Consider the following 16,381-nt stretch of genomic DNA (forward strand, 5'->3'; position numbering starts at 1 on the left):
GATACCGGAACTCATCGCGCGCTCACCCGCCACTCTCGATCCGGGCGGGCCGCCATCCCCGGCGCCGGCCCAGCGGAATCACCAGCCTGACCAGGACGGCCAGGACCGCCAGTGAGAGGGAGACCAGGGCGACCCAGGCGGCGATCGCGATTCCACGGGAGTCCTCCACCGGGACCCGCGGGATCACGTCGGCCGGCAGCGGAGCGGCCTCGTCCGGAGCGATCGCCACCGTCTCCGACGGCAGGATCGCCGAGACGGCCAGCAACGGGTTGATCATTCCCGAGCCGGTCCCGGCCCCGGCACCGCCGCCGGCGGTCAGCCTGATGCGCCGCTGCACCGCCAGGTGGTCCAGTCCGGGGTGCCGGGCGCGCACCAGCGCCGCGACTCCGGCGACGTACGGCGCCGCGAAGCTGGTGCCTTCCAGCCTTTCGGCGTAGGCCCTGCCGGGCGAGGTGGAGGTGATGTCGACGCCGGGGGCGAGCACGGAGACCGGGGTGGTGGTGCTGGAGGAGGAGGCCCTGGTGCCGTCCGGGTTGGCCGAGCCGACGGAGATGACTCCGGGATAGGCGGCCGGGTAGGCGGGCGCGGAGGTGCCGTCGTCCTTGTCGACGTTGCCCGCGGCGGCCACTATCACCACGTCCTGGGCCAGGGCGTAGTTCACCACCTTCTTCAGGTCGGGCTGGTCGTACGCCTTGACCGACACGTTGATCACGTCGGCGCCGAGCCGGACGGCCCGCAGTATCGCGTGGGCCAGCCGCTCCGCCTCTCCGATGTCCTTGTTCGTGTGCTTGACGGATATCAGCCTGGCCTCCGGCGCGACGCCGGCGAACGGCACTCCCTTGATCTCGCTTCCCCCGATGATGCCCGCGACCTCCGTACCGTGTCCGATGCAGTCACCGCCGCCCGTTCCGGTGAGGTCGACCAGTGACTTGGCCATCTTCGTCAGCTGGGGGTGGGTGATGTCCACGCCGCTGTCGACGATCGCGACCGTCACCCCCGCGCCCCTGGTCAGCTTCCACACCTCCGGCAGGTTGAAGCGCCGCTGGGCCCATGACTCCCCGATGCTCTTCGTCCCGCGGGGCGGAGAGCAGTCGGCCGTCCCCGTCGCGAAGGTGGGCACGGGAGTCGTGATCGTCACTGCGAGCACTCCCGCGACAAGCTTCCCACCGATCATTGAAACCCCCGAAACGGACGGACGTCAGAGCGCTCTTGATCTCTCAGAGGGGTGGGCGGGGTCTCCGCCGTCACCTGATCCCGGCCGGATGCCGCTCGGTCTTCTCCGCCCCGCTCACCTGTTCCTGGAGGCCGGCGGGCATCCGCCGGCCTCACGGTCATCGGCAGGGGAGAGCACCGTGACGGTGCTCTCCCCTGCCGCGTTCATCCCGTGGTCATCCGCAGTTGGCCCAGCCGGCGCTGGTGCTGCCGCCGGGGCCGCCGCCGGAGATGCGCACGCACTTGCCCTTGGCGGGAACGTAGACCGGGCCCGCGTAGTACTCGAAGTTGCCCCGCTCGGTCTTGGCACCGCCACCCTGGGCCTCCAGGGTGACCCAGACCTGTGTCGCCTTCCCGACGTCGGCGGTCTTCATCGTGACCGCGCAGTTGGTGCCGCTGGAGGTGTTGTAGAGCTGGTAGGTCGTTCCGCCGCCGAACTGGACGGACCGCTGCACGTAGTAACCCGACCCGCAGACCTGCGTCGGGGTGTAGGGGTTGGAACGCTGCGCCGCCGCGGCCGGTTTCGAGGTGGCGGCCGGCTTGGCGGCGGCCGATGACGCCGGCGGCTTGGTGGTCGGCTTGGCCGCGGGCGGCGGTTCCGGGTTCACCACCGGGGGGTTGGTGGTCGGCTTCGACGAAGCGGGCCTGGACTGGGTCGGGGCCGGAGACTGGGGGGCCTCCTGCGTCCGGCTCGGCTCGGCCTGGGTCGGGGCCGGGGACTGGGGCGCCTGCTGCGTCTGGCTCGGCCTCGGTTGTGACGTCCGCCGAGGTTCGGTGGCTCGGGGAGTCGGCTGCGTCTCCTTGGCCTGCTCCGTCGGACGGGCCTTGCGCGTCTCCTTGGCCTGCTCCGTCGGCTGGGGCTGGGGCGGTGGCGGTGGCGCGGTGATCGGCGGGGTGGCGGTCGGAATCGTCGGCACCGCGGCCGGCGGTGAGGTGAGCGGGTTCAGCGTCGGAGGCGTGGGGGCGTCGGTGGACAGCTGCAACGGCCCGACGTCTCCCACCCGCGGCTCCGGTGTCACGCCCCAGGGCACGGTCACCCGGTTCGCCGGGTCGTCCGCGGCGCCCTGGCTCGGGTCTCCACCGCCCTGGCCGGGACCCGCACCTCCCTGGAGGGGATCGCCGCCCCCCTGGGCCGGGTCAGTACCGCTCTGCCCCCGCCACTGGCTCGCCAGTGCCAGCGGGGCCTTCTCGTTCGCGGCGGCCTGTTCGACGTTGCCAAGCGAGGCGTAGCTTCCGGCGGCCCAGATTCCGAGGCCGGACATCAGGGCGACCACGCCGACACCGGCCACCAGCATGAGGGGGAGACCCGTGGACCTGCGCTGTTCCCTGGCGGGTTCGGTGATCACCGCCCCGCTCAGCGGGGGCGGGCTTCCCGGCAGCGGCGGTGTGCTCCAGAGCGGGGCCGCCGGTGGCAGCACCGAGGCCGGGTACAGGGCTCCGTCCTGCGGGCCGGTGTTCGCGCCGGGCACGCTCGGGCCGCCCTCAGCAGGGGTGGCGGGAGCCGGCAGGAGCGCTTCCGTGGGCTGCTCGCCGAGCAGTCGCAGCATGGCCGCTCTGGTGTCGGGCCGAGCCTCCGGGCGGCTGTCCAGGCAGAGGGCGATGAGGGAGCGGAGCCCCGACGGGATGCCGGTCAGGTTCACCGGGCTCTCCGCCGCAGTGCCGGCCTGCTCCGTCTCGGGCCGGTCGAGGCGAGGCGGTCGCCCGGTCGCCGCGTAGCAGACCGTCGCGGCCCAGGAGAAGAGGTCCGCGGGCCTTCCCGCCGCGGTGGCCGGGACCGGTGCCTGACCGGTGCCGGAGAGCAACGCCGGCTGGATGTGCTCGGGGGCGCGGTATCCCGGCTCGGAACCGCTGTCGCCGAGGCCGATGTCGCAGACGCGGGGACCGTCGGGACCAAGGAGCACGGTGTCGGGGCTGAGACCGCCGTGGACGAGGCCGGACAGGTGGACGGCCGTGAGCGCGGTGAGCGTGCTGACGGCGAGCCGCTCCAGGGCGTCCCCGCTGAGCGGTCCGTCGGCGGACACCGCCTCGCGCAGGGAACGACCTTCCACGTGCTCGCGGACCACGTAGGGGGAGTCGTCGAACCAGCCGACCTCAAGGAGCCGGGCGGTGTGCGCACCGGACACGCGCCTGGCGGCGTGCAACTCGTTTGTGATCCGTTCGCAGGTCTCCGGATCGGCGCCCGGGTGTGCTTCCAGCACACGGATCACCCGGATGGTGTCCTCGTCTGGCAGATGACCCAGGTAGACGGCCTGAGTGGGATCTTCGACGAGCCGGCCGACCAGGAGGTGAACACCGATGCGCTCCGGATCTTCCGGCAGCAAAGGGTGCAAATCGCCCATGGAGTTCCTTTCCGGCTCAAATCTCTCTACCGGTACCTACCGATTGATCAAGAACCATCCAATCAAATCCGGCCCACCTGAATCACCGTTTTCATCCGTTCTTCATGTTTTTTCGCCTATCGAGGGTGAAATGACTGTTTCATTTGCGTATCGGAGTAATGGCGAAGTCGCTTCCGGTAACGAGGGCGGCGATTCCCTCCGTCTGACACACCGCGCCCGGCACCGGGAACCGATCGGTGGGATCGCGGGAGAGGAGATCGCTCGGGCGGGTGCGGGAATCCGCGGTCCTAAGCTGGCCTGGGTGGGTGCGCCGGGCGGACGCCGGTGAGCATCGCCCATGTCCCGACGCGAGACCAGGAGCAGGCAATGAGCCAGTACCCGTGGGGCGAGGCGACCGCGACCGGCATCGGGTCGCATCCGGGGGAGGACCACGCCGAAGCGGTCAGGGTCGTCCTGGGCGAGTCGCCCGCGCTGCCGTATCTGCCGGAGTTGCCCGCCAGAGGCGTCGGCGCCGACATGATCGGGCGCACCGCCTCGCTGCTGCTGGAGATGCCGGTGGAGGTGCAGCCCTCGGGCTGGCGGTTCGCCGACCGGCCGGGCCGCGACCTCAAGCGCGCCCGAGACCACCTCGTACGCGACCTCGACGCCCTGGAAGAGGCGGCCCAGGGATACGAGGGACCCTTCAAGATCCAGGTGTGCGGCCCGTGGACGCTGGCGGGAGCGGTCGAGCTCAAGTACGGCGACAAGACGCTCGCCGATCCGGGGGCGGTGCGTGACCTGGTGGACTCCCTGACCGAGGGACTCGCCGCGCACATCGCCGACGTGCGCCGCAGGGTGCCCGGCGCCTCGGAGATCGTGGTCCAGATCGACGAGCCGGGGCTGCCCGGCGTCCTCGCGGGCACGGTGCCGACCGCCTCGGGCTTCGGGCGGCTGACCGCCGTCGACCGCCAGGTCGCCGCGGACCGGCTCGGCGCGGTGTTCCCCGCGGGGACGTTCGTCGTCGTGCACTGCTGCGCCCCCGACGTGCCCTTCCGGGTGCTGCGCGCGGCGGGGACGGCGGGCGTCTCGCTCGACGCCCGCCGGTTGAACAGGCGCGACGAGGACGCGATCGGCGAGGCCGTCGAGGCGGGGACGGCCCTGTTCCTCGGTGTCGTGCCGGGCGTGGACGCGAGGCTTCCCGATGTCGGCGTGGTCGCCGGACCGGCCGTCGAGCTCTGGCGCCGTCTCGGCTTTCCCGCCGCGACGCTGGCCTCGCAGGTGGTGCTCACCCCGGCCTGCGGCCTGGCCGGGGCCTCGCCCGCCTACGCCAGGGCGGCCCTGGCCACCTGCCGTAAGGCCGCCCGGGTGCTGCAGGACGACCCCGGCGAGTGATCCCGGCCGCCGGGCGTGCCAACTCGGGGTAAGGAGGGGCACGGACTGTCGGTGCTCAAGGATACGTTTGGCTTGGCCGACGACGAGGGGAGAGGCGGGCGATGGGCGCTGAGGTCGAGGGCGTGCCGGTGCGGGCGTTGGAACGGCACGCGGAGCTGACCGAGCTGGTCGAGGAGGCCAACTGGCGCTACCACGTGCTCGACTCGCCCACCGTGAGCGACGCCCAGTACGACGGCTGGATGCGCGAGCTGCGCGAGCTGGAGGAGGAGAGCCCGTCCCTCCGCACGCCCGACTCCCCCACCCAGAAGATCGGCGCGCCGATCTCCAGCGATTTCAATCCCGTTGAGCACCTGCAGCGGATGGAGAGCCTCGACAACGCCTTCAACGCCGAGGATCTCGCCGCCTGGCGGGCGAGGGCCGAGCGGCTGGCCGAGCGCGACCCCGCGCCCTACCTGTGCGAGCTGAAGATCGACGGCCTGGCGATCGCACTGGTCTACGAGAAGGGCCGCCTGACCAGGGGGGCCACCAGGGGCGACGGCCGGGTCGGTGACGACGTGACGGCCAACGTCCGCACGATCGCCAACGTGCCGCACCGCCTGACCGGCGACGACGTGCCCGACCTGGTGGAGGTCAGGGGCGAGGTCTACATCCCGGTCGAGGAGTTTGGGAAGCTCAACGAGCAGCTGGTCGAGGCGGGCAAGGCCCCGTTCGCCAACCCGCGCAACTCCGCGGCGGGCTCCCTGCGGCAGAAGGATCCGCGCGTCACCGCGCAGCGGCCGCTGCACATGATCGTCCACGGGATCGGCAAGTGGGAGGGGACCGCCCCGCCCCGCACCCAGTCGGAGATCTACGACCGGCTCGCGGCGTTCGGCCTGCCGGTCAGCGACCTCTACCGGGTCGTCGACGACCTTGAGGGCATCAACGACTTCGTCGGCTTCTACAGCGAGCACCGTCACGACCCGGCCTACGAGATCGACGGCGTCGTGGTCAAGGTCAACCGCATCGAGCTCCAGCACAACCTGGGCTCCACCAGCCGGGCCCCCCGCTGGGCGATCGCCTACAAGTATCCCCCCGAGGAGGTCAACACCAGGCTCCTCGACATCCAGGTCGCGGTGGGCCGCACCGGCAGGGTCACGCCGTACGGGGTCATGGAGCCGATCGTGGTGGCCGGCTCCACCGTCGAGCGGGCCACGCTGCACAACGCCTCCGAGGTCGCGCGCAAGGGTGTGCTGATCGGCGACACCGTGGTGCTGCGCAAGGCGGGTGACGTCATCCCCGAGATCGTCGGCCCGGTCGTCGACCTGCGCGACGGCACCGAGCGGGCGTTCACGATGCCGGAGCGCTGTCCGGAGTGCGACACCGAGCTGGCGTACGAGAACGAGGGCGACGCCGACCTGCGCTGCCCCAACACCAGGGCCTGTCCCGCCCAGCTCCGCGAGCGCATCTTCTTCGCGGCCGGTCGCAGGGCCTTCGACATCGAGGGGCTGGGCTACGTGGCGGCCACCGCGCTGACCCAGCCGCTGCCGCCGCAGGAGCCGCCGGTCCGCACCGAGGCCGACCTGTTCGATCTGACGATCGAGCGGCTGCTGCCGATCAGGTCGGTGGTCCGCGACCCCGACACCGGGCTGCCCAAGACCGATCCGGAGAGCGGCGAGCAGAAGGTCGTCACCTTCTTCGCCAACCAGAGCGGCGAGCCGAGCAAGAACGCCGAGAAGATGCTGGAGCAGCTGGAGAAGGCCAAGGGCCAGCCGGTCTGGCGGGTGCTCGTCGCGCTCTCCATCCGGCATGTCGGCCCCCCGACCGCCCAGGCGATCGCCGCGGAGTTCGGTTCCATCCACACGATCGCGAAGGCCTCCGAGGAGGAGCTCGCCGCGGTCGAGGGTGTCGGCCCGCGAGTGGCCGCGGCGATCCGCGACTGGTTCGAGGTCGACTGGCACCGGGAGATCATCGAGCGCTGGGCGGGCGCCGGGGTCCGGATGGTCGACGACCCGCCGGCCGAGCAGCTTCCGCAGACCCTGGCCGGGCTGACCTTCGTGGTGACAGGCACGCTCGCCGACTTCACCCGCGACGAGGCCGGTGAGGCACTGGCCGCCCGAGGCGGCAAGGTCTCGGCGTCGGTGTCGAAGAAGACCTCCTTCGTGGTGGTCGGGGAGAACGCGGGTTCCAAGTTCGACAAGGCCGTGAAGCTCGGCGTGCCGATCCTCGACGAGGCCGGTCTGCGGGTCCTGCTGGCCGAGGGGCCCGAGGCGGCGGCGAAGGTGACGGTGCAGCCCGAAAAGTGATGGAACCGCCCCGCCGCCGTGTGCAAGGACGCGTGAATTTCCAGTGACGGAACGTGCGCAATCGGTTTCGCGAAGTGGCCCGTAGGCCGTACTCTCCCATAGTGAACTAATGGGGGTTTTGTTACTCATGGCCGACCCAACCGACACTCGCGATACCGGACCGCGTCTGGGATCGCCCCTCTGGGCCTATCTCGCCGCCGTCATAGCGGTCGGGTTCGTCGCCCTCGTCGTGTCCCAGCTGCGCATGGACACGGCCGAGATCGTGGAACTCGCCCGGAGCCCGCTGTTCTGGATGCTCACGGTCCTTGTCGTGCTGGGTGAGTTGCGGCCGGTGATCCTGTCGGCGTCGCTGACCGTGGGCGGCACCTACCCGTCGACCATGTTCACCTTCGCCGCGCTGCTCCACTACGGCCTGCCGATCGCGGTGCTGCTGCAGGTGGTCGCCATGGTCGTCAACGGGGCGGTCACCCGTAAGGCGTGCCACCGGGTGATGTTCAACATCGCCCAGGTGACCCTGGCCTGCACCGCCGCCGGGATGGTGCTCGGCCTCTTCGGCGACCGGCCCGTCACGGTGGGCGCCGGGGTGCCCGACGGCACCGACCTGCTGGCGATCGGGCTGGCCGGGCTGGCCTACTTCGTGGTCCGGGCCGCGCTGGTCTCCGGCGCGGTGGCGCTGCACGAGCGCAGGTCGATCCACCGGGTGATCAAGACCACGATCGGCCACCAGAGCCTCGTCTACGCCGGGCTGCTCGGCATGGCACCGCTCGTCGTGGTGGTGATGAACCACTCGCCGGCCCTGGTGCCGCTCTTCCTGGCGCCGGTGCTGGCCGTCTACTTCACGGCCAGCATGTCGGTCCGCCGCGACCACCAGGCGATGCACGACGGTCTCACCGGGCTGCCCAACCGCAAGATGCTCGTGCTCAGCACGGAGGAGGCGCTCGCCGAGGCGCGGGAGGGCGAGCGGGTCGGCCTGTTCCTGCTCGACCTCGACCGGTTCAAGGAGATCAACGACACCCTCGGGCATCCGGTCGGCGACCGGCTCCTGCAGATGGTCGCGCACCGGCTCACCCACAGCGTCCGTCCCGGCGACGTGGTGGCCCGGCTCGGTGGCGACGAGTTCGCCGTTCTGCTGCCCTCGGTCAGGGACGCCGCGGCGGCCAGGGAGGTGGCGGCGCGCCTGCGGGTGGCGATCACCGAGCCGGTACGGCTGGAGGGCATGAGCTTCGACCTGGACGCCTCGTTCGGCATCGCCATCTACCCCGACCACGCACCGGACTTCGAGATGCTCCTGCAGCGCTCGGACGTGGCGATGTACCTGGCGAAGGAGAGCAGGACCGGGGTCGAGATCTACGCCGCCGACAAGGACCGCAACAGTCCCGAGCGGCTCACCCTCCTCGGTGACCTGCGCAGGGCCATCGACCGCTCCGAGCTGCGGCTGCACTACCAGCCCAAGCTCGACCTGTCGGGAGGGCAGGTGCGGGGCGTGGAGGCGCTGCTGCGATGGCGCCACCCGGAGCGAGGGATGATCTCCCCCGGAGAGTTCGTGCCGATGGCCGAGCAGTCGTATCTGATGCGCCACCTCACCGGATACGTCATCGACGCGGCCCTGGAGCAGGCCGCCCACTGGTGGCACACCGGCCTGCACGAGCAGATCTCCGTCAACGTCTCGGCCCGCGACCTGCTCGACTCGGCGCTCTCCGACCAGCTGGGAGCGGGCCTGGCGCGATACCGGCTGCCGCCCAAGGCGATCCAGCTGGAGGTCACCGAGCGCATCCTGATGACCGACCAGGCGTACACCGCCGACGCGGTCCGCGCCCTGGCCTCGCTGGGCGTGCCGCTCGCGCTCGACGACTTCGGCACCGGCTACTCCTCGCTGGTCCGCCTGCAGCGTCTGCCGGTGGCCGAGGTCAAGATCGACTCTTCGTTCGTCCGCCGGATCGGCGAGTCCAAGGACGACGAGCGGATCGTCCGCTCGATCGTCGACCTGGTCCGCTCCCTCGGCCTGCGCTCGGTCGCCGAGGGCGTCGAGTCGGCCGAGGTGGCCGAGCGCCTGGCCGACATGGGGTGCGACCTGGGCCAGGGCTGGCTGTTCGCCAAGCCCATGTCGGCCGCTGACGCGACAGTATGGTTGCGCAAGCATCGAGGGCTCGCCCCGCACGACCTCGGCTTCCTGCGTCCCACCGAGATCCTCGACTCCCAGCGGGCCTGGTCCTCCCTGTCGCCGTGATCTCGTGTGCGGCCGTTCCGCCTCCCGGCAAGCGTTCTCCGGGGCCGCGCGAAGAAGCTTTCAAGATCGATTTCGGGCAGTAAAACGTTTCGTGACCTTCCCGGAGCCGGGGCGCGGCGCGGCCGGGGTTCGGCGATCCCGGCGGGCGGCGGCACCCTGCTCAGGGAGTCTCGGATCGGTGCGCACCGGACAGGCCGGGGGCCGATTTCTCCGGCCTGGCGGGCCGGGGACGGCCTGACCGCTTCGAGTAAGAGATCTTCGGTTGGTTGCGACGGTGTTAATGAGTCGGGACCCTCAGGTCGCGAGCCATAGGATGACACTGTCCAATTGCCATTCCACGAAACGGGTTCAACGACTCATGTCCGCCATAACCCGCGACGAGGTCGCTCACCTCGCCCGGCTGTCCCGGCTGGCGCTGGCCGACGAGGAGCTCGACCACTTCGCCGCCCAGCTCGATGTGATCATCGGTGCGGTCGCCCGCGTCGCCGAGGTGGCGGCCGACGACATTCCGCCGTCCTCGCACGCGTTGCCGCTCACCAACGTCTACCGCCCCGACGAGGTACGGCCGGGACTGACGCCGGAACAGGCGCTGTCAGGCGCCCCGGCAGTCGAGGACGACCGCTTCCGCGTGCCGCGCATCCTCGGGGAGGAAGCATGAGCCTCATCCACAAGACCGCCGCGGATCTGGGCGCGCTGATCGCCGCCGGAGAGGTCTCCGCCGTCGAGGTCGCCCAGGCCCATCTCGACCGGATCGCCGCCGTCGACCCGCAGGTCAACGCCTTCCTCCACGTCAACGCCGAGACGACCCTGGAGCAGGCGCGGGTCGTCGACGCCCGCCGGGCCGCCGGCGAGGAGCTCGGCCCGTTGGCCGGCGTGCCGATCGCGCACAAGGACGTCTTCACCACCGTCGACATGCCGACCACGGCCGGATCCAAGATCCTTGAGGGTTATCGCCCGCCGTACGACGCCACCGTGACCCGCCGTCTGCGCGAGGCCGGCCTGGTGATCCTCGGCAAGACCAACCTGGACGAGTTCGCGATGGGCTCCTCCACCGAGAACTCCGCCTACGGCCCCACCCGCAACCCGTGGGACCTGTCCCGCATCCCCGGCGGCTCCTCCGGCGGCTCGTCCGCCGCGGTCGCCGCCTACGAGGCCCCGCTGTCCACCGGCACCGACACCGGCGGCTCGATCCGCCAGCCCGCCGCGGTCACCGGCATCGTGGGCATGAAGCCGACCTACGGCGGCTCGTCCCGCTACGGCCTGATCGCCTTCGCCAGTTCGCTCGACACGCCGGGCCCCTTCGCCCGCAACGTGCTGGACACCGCGCTGCTGCACGAGGCGTTCTCCGGCCATGACGTGATGGACGCGACCTCCGTCGACGCCCCGGTGCCCTCGGTCGTGGCGGCGGCGCGCAGCGGCGACGTGGCCGGGCTGCGCATCGGCGTGGTCAAGGAGTTCGGCGGCGACGGCTACCAGGCGGGCGTGCTCGCGCGCTTCCACGAGACCGTGGAGCTGCTGGAGTCGCTGGGCGCGAAGGTCTTCGAGGTCTCCTGCCCCTCGTTCACCACCGCCCTCCCGGCGTACTACCTCATCGCCCCCTCGGAGTGCTCCTCCAACCTGGCCCGCTTCGACGCCATGAGGTACGGCCTGCGCGTCGGCGACGACGGCACGCGCAGCGCCGAGGAGGTCATGGCCCTGACCCGGGCCCAGGGCTTCGGCCCCGAGGTCAAACGCCGCATCATCCTCGGCACGTACGCGCTGTCCAGCGGTTACTACGACGCCTACTACGGTCAGGCGCAGAAGGTCCGCACGCTCATCGCGCGCGACTTCGAGGCCGCCTTCCAGCAGGTGGACGTGCTCATCTCGCCGACGACGCCCACCACGGCGTTCCCGATCGGCGAGCGCGCCGACGACCCCATGGCGATGTACCTGGCCGACCTGTGCACCATCCCGGCCAACCTGGCGGGCAACGCGGCCATCTCCGTGCCGTGCGGCCTGGCGGACGAGGACGGCCTGCCGGTCGGTCTGCAGATCATGGCTCCGGTGCTCGGCGACGACCGCTGCTACCGGGTCGGTGCCGCGGTCGAGAAGGCCCTCCAGGCGCGGTGGGGCGGCAACCTGCTGTCCAGAGCCCCGGAGCTGTAAGGGTTTTCTGGATTTCGGGGCGAGGGGGCGACAGGTGACAGGGAGAACGGCGGCATGATCACTCGGATCGAGATCGACGGGTTCAAGTCCTTCTTGAGCTTCGATCTCGATGTGCCGCCCTTCCTCGCGCTGGTCGGACCCAACGCGAGCGGCAAGTCGAACCTCTTCGACGCCGTGGGGTTCGTGGCGGCTGAGATCGAGGGGCCGGGCGGGCTGCTGGGCGCGACCCGCGGGCTGCCGGGCGAGCAGTTCCACCGGGTCGCCCACGGTTCCGCCGTGGGCGGGTTCGTCGTCTCGGTGGAGGCACTGGTCACCCCGGAGCCCGGCTCCGTGGTGCCGGTCAGGTTCGACGTGGGCGCGGAGATGGTGCTGAAGATCCCCAGATCCAGCGGGGCCGTGGTCAGCCACGTGGCCCAGCGGATCCCGCACGAGCTGCTGGATCTCCTGGTCGAGGACCCGGATCCGGAGGGCACGCCCCGCCGTACGGTCTCCTCGTGGCGCCGCTACTCGCCGTCCCCGGCGGCGATGCGCCGCCGCTGCCCCTCGGCCGACCGGGGAGCGCTCGCGGACGACGGCGCGAACCTGGCCGCGGTGCTCGGGCGGATGGCCGGTACGGAGGCGCTGGCCGACCTCGTGGTCGACCTCGCGGGAGTGCTACCCGACGTCACCGGGCTGGTGCCGCGCACCGACCGGAGGGAGTGCTCCTTCGACCTGCTCGTCGACGGTCAGGGAGCGGTGCCGGCCACGCTGCTCTCCGACGGCACCCTGCGGGTCCTCGGCCTGCTGACCGCCCTGCACGACCCCGACCACCCGGGCACGCTGCTGGTGGAGGAGATCGAGAGCGGCGTCCACCCGGGGCGCCTCGGCGAGCTGCTGCGGCGGGTGCGCCAGAGGACCTCCGGGCCGGGGGGTGCCGAGCCGCCGCGGCAGGTGATCCTCACCAGCCAGTCCCCGATCGTCGTCGCGGAGGTCTACCGGACCGAGCCGGACGCGCTGACGTTCCTCGACACCGCGGTCCGCGTCGACCCCGACAACGACCGGGTGTCGAGGGTGACCGTGGCCAAGCCGATCCAGCCGGACGGCGAGCCGGGCACGTTCGTCTCACCCCGGCAGGTCCGCAAGTACCTGGGCGCGGCCGCATGAGCCGCCCGCTGGTTCCCGGACTCATCGCGGAGGGGGAGACCGACGAGGGCTTCCTCAGCATCGTGATCGCCAGGCAGCTGCGCGAGCTCACCTGGATGTCGCCGTACGCGGTGGACGTCAAGGAGACCGAGGTCGTCTCCCACGACCGGGAGCACATGGTCACCGCGCTGGAGGAGCTCGCGGCCGACTGTCACCTGCTCTTCACCCACGATGACGGGCGGGAGCGCCGCCGTAGCGACGGCGTCCGCTACCACTCGCACTACCTGGTGCCGGTGATCGGACTTGGCGACACCGGGGCCTGGCTGCTCGCCGACCGCGCCGTGTGGGCGGGGCTGGCGGGCAGTGACCTCGGCGGGCTGCCCGCGCGGCCCCGCGATGTCGAGAGGATCGCCGATCCCGCGGGGGTGCTGGCCGCGACCGTCCCCCGGCGTGGCAAACCGGTCCGCGACTACTTCGAATACATAGGACGCAACATCGACCTCGCCGCTCTGGCCCAGGTGCCCGCCTACGCGAACTGGGTGGCCGAGACGAGGAACGCTTTGAAGGGACTTGGTTACCTGTGAGTGCTGAGAGAATCCGACGCAGTGAGCGTAGTGGCGCGCGAGGGACGAGCGCTCCGCGTAGCGAGGGAGGAGCGGTGAACGACAATGAGCGCTGAGACGTTGATGCCGTACGACGAGGCGCTGGAGCGCTTCGAACCGGTGCTGGGCCTGGAGACACACGTCGAGCTGGGCACGGCGTCGAAGATGTTCTGCGGCTGCCCGACCACGTTCGGCGCCCCGCCGAACACGCACGTCTGCCCGGTCTGCCTGGCGCTGCCCGGCTCGCTGCCCACGACCAACGCCGCCGCGATCGAGTCGACGATCCGTATCGGCCTGGCGCTCAACTGCTCCATCGCCGAGTGGTGCCGCTTCGCCCGGAAGAACTACTTCTATCCGGACATGCCGAAGAACTACCAGATCAGCCAGTACGACGAGCCGCTCTGCTTCGACGGCTACCTCGACGTCGAGGTCGACGGCAGGACGGTACGGATCGAGATCGAGCGCGTCCACCTGGAGGAGGACACCGGCAAGTCCACCCATGTGGGTGGCGCGACCGGCCGCATCCACGGGGCCGACTACTCGATCGTCGACTACAACCGGGCCGGCATCCCGCTGGTGGAGATCGTCACCAAGCCGATCCCGGGGACCGACAGGCTCGCCCCCGAGGTCGCCCGCGCCTACGGCACCGAGCTGCGCGAGCTGGTGCGCGGTCTCGGCGTCTCGGACGTACGCATGGAGGAGGGCTCCATGCGCTTTGACGTCAACGTCTCGCTCATGCCGCGTGGCTCCTCGGAGTGGGGCACCCGCACCGAGACCAAGAACGTCAACTCGCTGCGCAGCGTCGAGCGCTCCGTACGGGGTGAGATCGAGCGCCAGGCCGCGATCCTCGCCGACGGCGGCCGGATCATCCAGGAGACCCGCCACTTCCACGAGAACACCGGCACCACCACCTCGGGACGGTCCAAGGAGGAGGCGCAGGACTACCGCTACTTCCCCGAGCCCGACCTGGTGCCGATCGCCCCCGACCCCGCGTGGGTGGCCGAGCTCAAGGCGGCCCTGCCGGAGCTGCCGGGCGTGCGGCGCAAGCGGCTCCAGCAGGAGTGGGGCGTGTCCGATCTGGACATGACGTCCATGCACAACGCCGACGCCATCGGCCTGGTCGAGGCGACGGTGGCCGCCGGTGCCCCGCCCGCGGACGCCCGCAAGTGGTGGATGGGCGAGCTGGCCCGCCGTGCCAACGAGGCGGGGCTCCCGCTGAGCGCGCTGCGGATCACCCCGGACCAGATCGCCAGGGTGTGCGCGATGGTCGCCGGGGGGGCGCTGAACGACAAGCTGGCCCGCCAGGTGCTGGAGGGCGTGCTGAACGGTGAGGGCTCCCCGGACGAGGTGGTGGCCGCCCGCGGCCTGCAGATCGTCAACGACGAGGGCGAGCTGATGGAGATCATCGACCAGGTCCTGGCCGGCAACGCCGACGCTGCGGACAAGGTCCGCAGCGGCAAGGTCGCCGCCGTCGGCGCCCTGGTCGGCGGCGTCATGAAGGCCAGCCGGGGCAAGGCCGACGCGGGCCGGGCCAGGGAGCTCATCCTGGAGCGTCTCGGCGTCTCCGGGTAATCGGCGTCTCCGGGCAACCCGCGCGTAGGGTTTCCCGGGAGCTCAAGCGAAGGGTCTGCGAGTGGCCCGCGCGTAAGGTTTCCGGGGAACTCACGCTGAAGGTTTTACGGGGAGCTCGTGCGAAGGGTTTCCGGGAGTCCGCGTGAAAACCCCGCCGCCCTGGCGGGGGCCGCGCTCGCGCCCGGATGATCCGATCGCGTCCAAGCTCCACGAGCGGCCCGTGGTTGCGTACCACCGCTCGCGAGAAGTTGGGCGCGACGGCACGGGAGTCGTCCCTCCGTGCCGCCGCGCTCCTCATGGTGGGTTCGGCGGCTCTGCGTAGTGCTCACCGAGCCGTTCGGCGATCCGGACCGCGACCTGCGTCAGGTTGTCCACCGGAGCATGCTCGGCGGGCTCCTCCTGGTAGGCGGCGCCCCAGCAGAAGACGGTTCCTGCGTGATCGGCCCACACGGTCAGCTCTGCGCTGACCACGAGGCGAGGCTGTCCCTCGTCGTAGGAGATCGCCGAATAGATCCGGTGAGTGTGCAATTCCATGCGCAGGCGCTGCAGAGCCGTGACGGCGGCGGGCCGCCGGATGGCGGCGCCCAGCCGGTCGCCCGCCGGTGTGCCGTAGGACGGGATCACCGTCAACTCCTCTCATCTGCTTGAGAACATGACTCCGACGGGCTCAGGTGGTCGGCCGCGATGGCCACGAGCGGCGTGGCACCTGGGGACGGGGTTCGCCAAAGGCCGAGTTCCACCTGTTGCATGCGGTCCCACAGTTCGGCGGCGCTGTCTGCGTAGACGGCGCGGAAACACGCCGCGTCCCGGCAGTCCCAGGCTTCGAAGCGCCGGTATCTCAGGCTCCACCAGACCAGCCACCCGTACGCGTACGCCTGCACCTGCTCGGCGGCCAGCACCGCATCGGCGTCAGCACGGGTCGACATGCTCTGCCAGGATCACGTCGGCCAGCAGCGGCAACTCGCAGCCCAGCAGCGTGGTGAGGGGGCGGGCGCGCAGGATCTCGTAGTGCTCGGCGAGCAGTTCGGCGGCCGTGGCCGAGTCTGAGGCGGCGCTGAGTAGATGCTCACCGGATCCGTCAAGCTCGGGACTGGTCCACCAGAAGTTCTCACCGTCGCTGTAGGCCAGGAGCCCGCGGTAGACGGACACGACGGCGTTGCCGGAACGGAGCTCATGGATGTCGGCCGAGATGCCATGGGCGCGATCCAGTTCGGCGACCAACTCTTCGGCGCGGAGCCGGGCGGCGGTCGGCGGTGTGGCGGTGTGCACCGGGGAAGGGAGACCGCCGCGCCTGCTCACGAGAGCGTCACTACGCTTCGGGGCCACGTTCATGCCGCGACCCCTCGCCGGTACGGCTCACGCCGCCGGGGCGGGGAGGTGGTGTCCGGCGAGCGGCCCCCGCCATAGGCATCGGTGACCGCCACCGGCCGCGCGTGACGTCCGGGACGAACCTGGGACGGAGTGACGGGCGGGTGAACCTTCAGCGGGCGCGACGGCGCCGCGACCGGT

Annotated in this window: 13 protein-coding genes; 8 read left to right on the forward strand and 5 right to left on the reverse strand. The window is 71.0% G+C overall.

Features of this window, described 5'->3' with window-relative positions:
- Positions 1-22 precede the first annotated feature (22 nt).
- Together AB0J58_RS31660 and AB0J58_RS31665 are read right to left on the reverse strand one after the other, a co-directional pair.
- A complete protein-coding gene (locus AB0J58_RS31660; RefSeq protein ID WP_364222667.1) occupies positions 23-1,138 on the reverse strand; it encodes a S8 family serine peptidase in 1,116 nt (371 codons plus the stop codon).
- A 250-nt stretch (positions 1,139-1,388) separates the two neighbouring features.
- Positions 1,389-3,551, reverse strand: a complete 2,163-nt coding sequence (locus tag AB0J58_RS31665; protein ID WP_364222670.1) for a serine/threonine protein kinase — start codon at positions 3,549-3,551, stop codon at positions 1,389-1,391.
- A gap of 366 nt (positions 3,552-3,917) precedes the next feature.
- Between AB0J58_RS31665 and AB0J58_RS31670 the strand changes: the two genes are divergently transcribed.
- The 8 genes from AB0J58_RS31670 (at position 3,918) to gatB (ending at position 14,872) form a co-directional block, all read left to right on the forward strand.
- Positions 3,918-4,922 carry a methionine synthase gene (locus tag AB0J58_RS31670; RefSeq protein WP_364222673.1) on the forward strand — a complete coding sequence of 335 codons (1,005 nt, stop codon included), beginning with the start codon at positions 3,918-3,920 and terminating at the stop codon, positions 4,920-4,922.
- A 101-nt stretch (positions 4,923-5,023) separates the two neighbouring features.
- The gene (gene ligA / locus AB0J58_RS31675) at positions 5,024-7,204 is read left to right on the forward strand and encodes an NAD-dependent DNA ligase LigA (protein ID WP_364222676.1); all 2,181 of its coding nucleotides are present in this window, start codon (positions 5,024-5,026) and stop codon (positions 7,202-7,204) included.
- Positions 7,205-7,331: 127 nt separating this feature from the next.
- A complete protein-coding gene (locus AB0J58_RS31680; protein ID WP_364222679.1) occupies positions 7,332-9,431 on the forward strand; it encodes an EAL domain-containing protein in 2,100 nt (699 codons plus the stop codon).
- A 358-nt stretch (positions 9,432-9,789) separates the two neighbouring features.
- The gene (gatC, locus tag AB0J58_RS31685; RefSeq protein WP_030913706.1) at positions 9,790-10,089 is read left to right on the forward strand and encodes an Asp-tRNA(Asn)/Glu-tRNA(Gln) amidotransferase subunit GatC; all 300 of its coding nucleotides are present in this window, start codon (positions 9,790-9,792) and stop codon (positions 10,087-10,089) included.
- Positions 10,086-11,576: an Asp-tRNA(Asn)/Glu-tRNA(Gln) amidotransferase subunit GatA gene (gene gatA / locus AB0J58_RS31690; protein WP_364222682.1), complete on the forward strand. Its 1,491-nt coding sequence runs from the start codon at positions 10,086-10,088 to the stop codon at positions 11,574-11,576. Before gatC ends, gatA begins: the two co-directional genes overlap by 4 nt.
- 54 nt (positions 11,577-11,630) lie before the next feature.
- Complete coding sequence (locus AB0J58_RS31695) at positions 11,631-12,719, forward strand: AAA family ATPase (protein ID WP_364222685.1); 1,089 nt, start codon at positions 11,631-11,633, stop codon at positions 12,717-12,719.
- Complete coding sequence (locus AB0J58_RS31700) at positions 12,716-13,282, forward strand: hypothetical protein (RefSeq protein ID WP_364222688.1); 567 nt, start codon at positions 12,716-12,718, stop codon at positions 13,280-13,282. Before AB0J58_RS31695 ends, AB0J58_RS31700 begins: the two co-directional genes overlap by 4 nt.
- Positions 13,283-13,366: 84 nt before the next feature.
- A complete protein-coding gene (gatB, locus tag AB0J58_RS31705; protein ID WP_364222691.1) occupies positions 13,367-14,872 on the forward strand; it encodes an Asp-tRNA(Asn)/Glu-tRNA(Gln) amidotransferase subunit GatB in 1,506 nt (501 codons plus the stop codon).
- 294 nt (positions 14,873-15,166) lie between these two features.
- On the opposite strand, the gene AB0J58_RS31710 is transcribed toward gatB, so the two are convergent.
- From AB0J58_RS31710 to AB0J58_RS31720, 3 genes are read right to left on the reverse strand one after another with little or no spacing between them, the layout of a single operon-like run.
- Positions 15,167-15,496, reverse strand: coding sequence for a hypothetical protein (locus AB0J58_RS31710; protein ID WP_364222694.1), 330 nt, complete (start codon positions 15,494-15,496; stop codon positions 15,167-15,169).
- Positions 15,497-15,498: 2 nt separating this feature from the next.
- Positions 15,499-15,798 (reverse strand): hypothetical protein, encoded by a 300-nt coding sequence (locus AB0J58_RS31715; protein ID WP_364222697.1) that lies wholly within the window; start codon positions 15,796-15,798, stop codon positions 15,499-15,501.
- Entirely contained in the window at positions 15,782-16,204 is a 423-nt protein-coding gene (locus tag AB0J58_RS31720; protein ID WP_364222700.1) for a hypothetical protein, read from the reverse strand. The genes AB0J58_RS31715 and AB0J58_RS31720 overlap by 17 nt, the downstream gene beginning before the upstream one ends.
- Between the last annotated feature and the right edge of the window lie 177 nt (positions 16,205-16,381).

Origin of the sequence: Streptosporangium sp. NPDC049644, assembly GCF_040675205.1 — a bacterium.
In the GTDB taxonomy this organism is placed as follows: Bacteria; Actinomycetota; Actinomycetes; order Streptosporangiales; family Streptosporangiaceae; genus Streptosporangium; species Streptosporangium fukuiense.

Excerpts from the sequence above, each read along its gene's own strand:
- gatA (WP_364222682.1), top strand. The coding sequence starts at position 10,086 with ATGAGCCTCATCCACAAGACCGCCGCGGATCTGGGCGCGCTGATCGCC.
- AB0J58_RS31700 (WP_364222688.1), top strand. The coding sequence starts at position 12,716 with ATGAGCCGCCCGCTGGTTCCCGGACTCATCGCGGAGGGGGAGACCGAC.
- AB0J58_RS31680 (WP_364222679.1), top strand. The coding sequence starts at position 7,332 with ATGGCCGACCCAACCGACACTCGCGATACCGGACCGCGTCTGGGATCG.
- AB0J58_RS31670 (WP_364222673.1), top strand. The coding sequence starts at position 3,918 with ATGAGCCAGTACCCGTGGGGCGAGGCGACCGCGACCGGCATCGGGTCG.
- gatC (WP_030913706.1), top strand. The coding sequence starts at position 9,790 with ATGTCCGCCATAACCCGCGACGAGGTCGCTCACCTCGCCCGGCTGTCC.
- AB0J58_RS31695 (WP_364222685.1), top strand. The coding sequence starts at position 11,631 with ATGATCACTCGGATCGAGATCGACGGGTTCAAGTCCTTCTTGAGCTTC.
- AB0J58_RS31665 (WP_364222670.1), bottom strand. The coding sequence starts at position 3,551 with ATGGGCGATTTGCACCCTTTGCTGCCGGAAGATCCGGAGCGCATCGGT.
- AB0J58_RS31715 (WP_364222697.1), bottom strand. The coding sequence starts at position 15,798 with ATGTCGACCCGTGCTGACGCCGATGCGGTGCTGGCCGCCGAGCAGGTG.
- gatB (WP_364222691.1), top strand. The coding sequence starts at position 13,367 with ATGAGCGCTGAGACGTTGATGCCGTACGACGAGGCGCTGGAGCGCTTC.
- AB0J58_RS31720 (WP_364222700.1), bottom strand. The coding sequence starts at position 16,204 with ATGAACGTGGCCCCGAAGCGTAGTGACGCTCTCGTGAGCAGGCGCGGC.
- ligA (WP_364222676.1), top strand. The coding sequence starts at position 5,024 with ATGGGCGCTGAGGTCGAGGGCGTGCCGGTGCGGGCGTTGGAACGGCAC.